The organism is Dyadobacter sp. (assembly GCF_051859145.1).
Classification (GTDB): Bacteria; Bacteroidota; Bacteroidia; order Cytophagales; family Spirosomataceae; genus Dyadobacter.
Genome location: NZ_JBHYGF010000401.1, coordinates 16,343 through 23,150, shown reverse-complemented (window position 1 = coordinate 23,150; position 6,808 = coordinate 16,343). Strand labels below are relative to the sequence as shown.

The window sequence follows — 6,808 nt, the reverse complement described above, 5'->3', positions numbered from 1 at the left end:
GGACATGGACAAAATGGACCATAGCAAAATGAACATGGATGGGATGCAGATGGGTACGACCGACTCACTGACCATCTTCAATTATGATTTATTAAGTGCAACCCAGAAATCAACCTTTGACAGCTCAAAACCTGTAAGAACTGTCCATTTAAAGTTGACTGGTAGTATGTTCCGTTACGTGTGGTCTATAAATAACAGAGTGCTCTCCCAAGCGGATAAAATCAGTATTAAAAAAGGGGAAGTCGTCAGGTTTGAGCTCGAAAACACTACGATGATGAACCACCCTATGCATTTACATGGCCATTATTTTAGGGTACTCAATAAAAACGAGGATTTCTCTCCTTTAAAGCACACCTTGGATGTGCCTCCAATGACAAGCATTACAATCGAGTTCGACGCAACGGAGGAAAAGGACTGGTTTTTTCATTGCCATATACTGTACCATATGATGAGCGGGATGGCCCGCATCGTCGAATATCAGGGAAGTAGCCGTGATACTTCTCTGGCCAGATATCCCCTCAAAAATTTGTTGAAGGAGGATAAGATGTGGTTTTTTTACGGAAGCATTGCAGCTAAATCGCATATGGCAGAAGCGAAGGCCAATTTTATTAATAGAAGCAGCGCCATCAGGTTCGAAGGAAATTATAACTATGGTTCTCAATATGAGGCCAATATCAGTTATGAAAGGTACATTGGAGACTGGCTGCGCCCCTATATTGGCTTTGGTGCTGTAAAACAGCGGTACTACAATATATTCAACGGGGAGCAAACCTTTGAGCAGGATTTTGACTTGCCGGTAATTGGAGTTCGGTATACACTCCCTTTTTTCATCGATGCTGATCTGCGTGTAAATTCCAATGGCCGGGTTCGTTTCGCCCTGGAAGGAGAAGAATGGCTGCTGCCTAAATTGTTTTTCAACTGGCGTATCAACACCGATAAAGAGTACCATCTGGACCTGGAATATATGCTCGGAAAATACATTTCCCTATCGGGTGGCTATGATTCCAGGTACAAACTGGGTGGGGGCTTGTTAGTAAGGTTCTAATAAGGGCGATTTCGTTACCATGTGCCAGGATTTTTCCCATTAGGTTGAAATCCTGGCAGTATACCAAGTTTTACGGGCCGACCAAAGATGTTGCTGCGGTTATTGCCTCTAAGTGCGTTTAAAGTTCCAGTTTTTAGACAAAATCAAATCAATGGAAAATCACCACCACCACGAGCATCATCCCAAAAAGCCAGCAGAAAGCATGCCGTCAATGACTGGATCTTCTCATGGGCACCACGGACCCACTGCGCAGGCTGATGAGCATAGCGACCATGATAAACATGCAGGGCATCACACCGAAGATTTTTTAAAGCGCTTTTGGATTTGTCTGGTCATCACTGTCCCGATCCTTTTGCTATCGCATATGATCCAGCAATGGGCCGGATTTAACTGGACGTTTGCAGGTGATCAATATGTGCTTTTGGCACTAAGTACGATCATTTACTTTTATGGAGGCTGGCCTTTTCTGACAGGCCTTATCAGGGAGCTGAAAAGCAAGAAATTAGGGATGATGACCCTGGTAGCAGTTGCTATTACTACCGCCTATGTGTATAGCGTAGCTGTCGTTTTTGGGCTGGAAGGGATGGATTTCTTTTGGGAGCTTGCTACTCTGATTGACATCATGCTGATCGGGCATTGGCTCGAAATGAAATCGCAAATGGCGGCTTCGCAGGCCTTGGAATCGCTGGTTGCTCTGCTTCCTTCAATGGTCCATGTTGAAAAAGATCATCAGGTAACTGACATCCCATTAAAAGACCTTCGCCGTGATGACATATTGCTTGTCAAACCCGGTGAAAAGGTCCCGGCAGATGGATTGATCCTGGAAGGTAATTCTTATGTGAATGAAAGCATGCTCACCGGGGAAAGCGTGCCCGTCCAAAAGCAGAAAGACGATAAAGTAATTGGCGGAGCAATCAACGGCGATGGTGTTTTGAAAGTCCATGTTACCGGTGCAGGCAATGAGACTTATCTGCAAAAGGTGATCAACATGGTCAAGACCGCTCAGGGCGCAAAATCAAATACACAGAACCTGGCTGATAAAGTGGCCGGGTGGTTAACGCTCGTTTCCATTACCGTTGGCGTAGTCACTTTTATTGTCTGGTATACAAGTGGGCAGAGTTTAGCATTTGCCTTGGAAAGAATGGTTACGGTCATGGTCACATCCTGCCCGCATGCGTTAGGGGTTGCCATCCCATTGGTTATAGCCATTTCGACTACCCTATCTGCAACGCATGGTCTTTTGATACGCAACCGTACCGCTTTTGAAAATGCCCGTAACCTTACCACGATCATTTTCGATAAAACAGGCACATTGACCAAAGGCTCCCATGAAATACAACAGATCATACCAATTGACGAGCAGTTATCAACAGATCAGATTTTGCAGTATGCGGCGGCAATTCAGCAAAACTCCGAACATCATATTGCTCATGGGGTCATGCGCAAGCTAAACGAAAAAGGCTTGCAGCTCTGGGTATCAACCGATTTCAATTATATGCAAGGCATTGGTGTGAACGGTACCGTAGATGGCAAGAAAGTGGTAGCAGCCGGACCTAATTATTTCAAGCAGGAAAACAAGCCGGTGCCCACTATTCCCGACCAGGTTGATCAGGCGACCGACACGGTGAACTTCATACTTGTTGATGGCAAACTGGTTGGCTTGATCACCTTCGCCGATAGCATCCGCGAAAATGCAGCCCAGGCTATCGTTGAACTGAAAAAGATGAACATTAAAACCTTTCTTCTTACAGGGGACAATGAGAAAATTGCGGAAGCAGTCAGCGCGAAGCTGAATATGGATGGATACCTGGCAAATGTGCTGCCCCATGAAAAGCAAGACAAGGTAAAAGAGTTTCAAAATAAAGGTGAGATTGTTGCCATGACCGGTGATGGGGTTAATGATGCTCCTGCACTCGCGCAGGCAGATGTTGGCATTGCTGTTGGTTCAGGGACGGATGTGGCAGCTGAAACCGCCGATATTATCCTGGTAAACAGCGACCCGATGGATGTAGTACAAATGATCACCTTCGGCAGGGCTACTTACAGAAAAATGGTACAAAACCTGGCTTGGGCAATCGGTTATAACGTCATAGCAATCCCGTTGGCTGCCGGTGTGCTATATCCCTCTTTTATGTTAAGCCCTGCGATGGGAGCAGTCCTGATGAGTGCATCCACGATCGTGGTTGCCATTAATGCAAAGCTACTTAGGGTAAATTAAATGCTATGGTTATGACAAATCAACAATTTGATGAGTTTGTTAAGAACAGGCTGGAATCTTTCCGGCCTGTTTACCTGCACAGGGACTGGCTTGATTTAAATGAGCGGCTGGAAAGACATCGAAATAAAATGCCAAGGTCATCCTACACAGCCGGTCGCACTAAAGCAAAGCGATCAAGGTAAGATCAGCAGCATTTCTCAGTAAGTTGGCTGCACTAAACGTCTTCTGATGAAGTTGAATTCACAAAACTATGTACATCTCATAGCTAATTGTGTAATAAAATCTTATGTGCTCCAGCTTAATTTTGTATAAATAAATTAAGACAATGGAGGCACTTATTTTCGATAAATCAAGCATTAAAAAAGCTTCAAATAAATATATAAAGAAAACCTTTCCAGTTCTGGGAATGACCTGCGCAGCATGCGCGGTAAGTGTGGAAAGCATGCTTAAATCTGCCAAGGGAGTCCAGGACGCAGGCGTGAACTATGCAAATCAGACAGCTTGGGCTGAGTATGACGGTGAAACGGTTAAACCCGTTGACTTGCAAAGCCTAATCCGTTCTGTGGGCTATGATTTGATTGTTGATTCCGAGGATCCGCAGCAAGAGCAGCAAGATGCTCAGCTCAGGCACTATAAGGAGTTAAAAAAACGTACATTCTGGGCTGCCCTCCTTTCTTTCCCAATTGTCATAATTGGAATGTTTTTCATGGACACAATGCCTTACGGGAATTGGATCATGATGGCATTGTCAGCGCCCATTGTATTTTACCTAGGACGCAGCTTTTTTATTAATGCCTTTAAACAGGCTAAATATGGTAAAGCGAACATGGATACGCTCGTTGCTTTAAGTACCGGGATTGCATTTGTGTTTAGTGCATTTAACACCATCTATCCTGAGTTCTGGCATAACAGAGGTTTGCATGCTCACGTATACTATGAGGCGGCAGCTGTGGTCATTGCATTTATTTCTTTGGGAAAATTGTTGGAAGAAAAAGCCAAGTCCAATACTTCATCTGCAATCAAAAAGTTAATCGGCCTGCAGCCTAAAACTGTTAGGGCTATCGTCAATGGTATAGAGCAGGAAATACCGATATCGGCAGTAAAAGTCAATGATATCTTATTAGTCAGACCTGGTGAAAAAATCCCGGTTGATGGCCTTGTAACAGATGGAAGATCATTTGTGGATGAGAGCATGATTAGCGGGGAGCCTGTGCCTATAGAAAAAAGTCAGGGAGAACAAGTCTTTGCCGGGACAATCAATCAGAAGGGTAGCTTTCAATTTAAAGCCCAAAAAGTAGGAGGTGATACGATCCTTGCCCAGATCATCAAGATGGTGCAAGAAGCCCAGGGAAGTAAAGCGCCTGTTCAAAAGCTTGTGGACAAGATTGCCGGTATTTTCGTGCCAGTCGTGATCGGTATCGCTGCGCTGACATTTTTGATCTGGATGCTGGTTGGATCAGAAAACGCTTTTACACACGCACTACTCACTTCTGTAACGGTGCTGGTCATCGCTTGCCCTTGCGCACTCGGGCTTGCCACCCCTACCGCAATCATGGTAGGTATTGGGAAAGGCGCAGAAAATAACATCCTGATTAAAGATGCTGAAAGCCTTGAATTAGGCCATAAAGTAAATGCGGTTATCCTGGATAAAACAGGTACGATTACTGAGGGTAAACCCGTTGTAACGGACATTTCCTGGACTGCAAACAGTGGTGATCCAAGTTTATACAAGCAAATCCTGCATGCTATGGAAGCTCAATCTGAGCACCCGTTGGCAGAAGCGGTGGTAGCAAGTCTCAAAGATGAAAATGCCAAGGCTCTGCGTCTGGATAAATTTGAAAGTATAACCGGTTTGGGAGTAAGCTCATCTTATCAGGGAAACCAATACTTTATCGGCAACCACAAACTGATGGAGCTGAATAATATCAGCATAAACAATCAGCTTTCCCTTGAAGCAGAAGGATGGCAGCAGCAGGCCAAAACAGTGATTTTCTTCGCAGACTCCCGACACGTTATGGCAATCATTGCCATAGCCGATAAAATCAAACTTACTTCCCGCCAGGCCATTGAAACGCTAAAAAACCGGGGTATCCAGGTTTATATGCTCACCGGTGACAATAAACAAACCGCAGCTGCGGTAGCAGAGCAAGTAGGTTTGAAACACTATAAAGCAGATGTGATGCCTTCGCAGAAAGCAGAATTCGTAAAACAGCTGCAAGCAGAAGGAAAAATTGTAGCTATGGTTGGCGACGGGATCAATGATAGTCATGCCTTGGCGCAGGCAGATGTTAGCATTGCGATGGGTAAAGGATCAGAGATTGCTATGGACGTAGCAAAAATGACGTTAATCACTTCTGATTTGAACATGGTACCCAAAGCATTAAAGCTTTCTGCTAAAACAGTCAAAACTATAAAGCAAAACCTTTTCTGGGCTTTTATCTACAACCTGATCGGTATACCTCTTGCAGCAGGGCTGTTATACCCCGTTAACGGGTTTTTACTAGACCCAATGATTGCAGGAGCAGCAATGGCGCTGAGCTCTGTTTCGGTTGTAAGCAATAGTTTGAGGTTAAAAACAGCAAAGATTTAGTATCAATAAACAAGTTTGAGCGTAGAATTACACATAATTTTAAATAAACAAATCAATGGAAACTCTAAAATTTAAAACCAATATTAAATGCGGTGGATGTGTGGCACAAGTTACACCTGGCTTAAACGAAAGCGCAGGGACGGGTAACTGGGAAGTGGATATTAATAATCCAGAAAAGATTTTAACGGTAACTGTCGACGGAAATGAGGACAATATCATCTCCGCAGTAAAAGGGGCGGGCTTTGCCATCGAGAAGGTTAATTAGGGTTCTTTTTTAGGGTGCCATCATTGTGCTAATGGCATAGTTTTTTAAGATAATTTGTCTGATTATCAGGCAAATTATTCTTTTATTAAACGACAACCCATGAAGACAATCTTCAAAATGTTAGGACTTGCGGTAGTAATGGCTTTGGCCACAGCATGTTCTGACGATAATGACGATGATAAAATCACAATTCAGGCGCACGATCAAAACCAGATGATGACGGTGATGCATGATATGATGGCCGAAATGGAAACGATGAAAGTAACCCAGGATCCCGACATTGACTATGCTACTATGATGAAAATGCATCATATGGGTGCAATAGAGATGGCTGAATTAGAGTTAAAATCTGGAAGCAACAGTGAAATGAAAGCTATGGCGCAAGCCATAATTGATGCTCAGCAAAAGGAGATTGCTACCCTAGACTCATTTCTTGCCAGCGCTACGCCTACAACAATGAATATGGAGTTCCATATGAAAATGATGGAAGGAATGGAGCGTATGGAAAAACAGTCAGATCTTCAGATCATCAATGGCAGCATAGACCAGGATTTTGCCACATTAATGATTGGGCATCATCAAAGTGCCACGGAAATGGCTCAAATGCAATTATTAATGGGTAAAAGTGCTCAGCTGAAAACCTTATCAACGATGATTATTGAGGAACAAAACAAGGAAATTGCAGCGTTC

General features: G+C 43.9%; 5 protein-coding genes. All 5 read left to right on the top strand.

Annotated features, from left to right (window positions below):
* On the top strand, window positions 1-1,045 hold a 1,045-nt coding region (locus ACTIE6_RS20240; RefSeq protein WP_439558359.1), incomplete at its 5' end, for a multicopper oxidase domain-containing protein.
* Between the two features lie 151 nt (window positions 1,046-1,196).
* On the top strand, window positions 1,197-3,263 hold the full coding sequence (locus ACTIE6_RS20235) for a copper-translocating P-type ATPase (protein ID WP_439558358.1): 2,067 nt from the start codon (window positions 1,197-1,199) through the stop codon (window positions 3,261-3,263).
* A gap of 325 nt (window positions 3,264-3,588) precedes the next feature.
* The gene (locus ACTIE6_RS20230; RefSeq protein WP_131962163.1) at window positions 3,589-5,853 is read left to right on the top strand and encodes a heavy metal translocating P-type ATPase; all 2,265 of its coding nucleotides are present in this window, start codon (window positions 3,589-3,591) and stop codon (window positions 5,851-5,853) included.
* A gap of 55 nt (window positions 5,854-5,908) precedes the next feature.
* Window positions 5,909-6,118, top strand: a complete 210-nt coding sequence (locus tag ACTIE6_RS20225; RefSeq protein WP_131962164.1) for a heavy-metal-associated domain-containing protein — start codon at window positions 5,909-5,911, stop codon at window positions 6,116-6,118.
* A gap of 99 nt (window positions 6,119-6,217) precedes the next feature.
* Window positions 6,218-6,808, top strand: a 591-nt coding sequence (locus tag ACTIE6_RS20220) for a DUF305 domain-containing protein (RefSeq protein ID WP_439558357.1), incomplete at its 3' end; no start/stop codon positions are given.

What these genes read in the sequence shown, in the direction of transcription:
- ACTIE6_RS20235 (WP_439558358.1), top strand. Translation starts at nt 1,197, where the DNA reads ATGGAAAATCACCACCACCACGAGCATCATCCCAAAAAGCCAGCAGAA.
- ACTIE6_RS20230 (WP_131962163.1), top strand. Translation starts at nt 3,589, where the DNA reads ATGGAGGCACTTATTTTCGATAAATCAAGCATTAAAAAAGCTTCAAAT.
- ACTIE6_RS20225 (WP_131962164.1), top strand. Translation starts at nt 5,909, where the DNA reads ATGGAAACTCTAAAATTTAAAACCAATATTAAATGCGGTGGATGTGTG.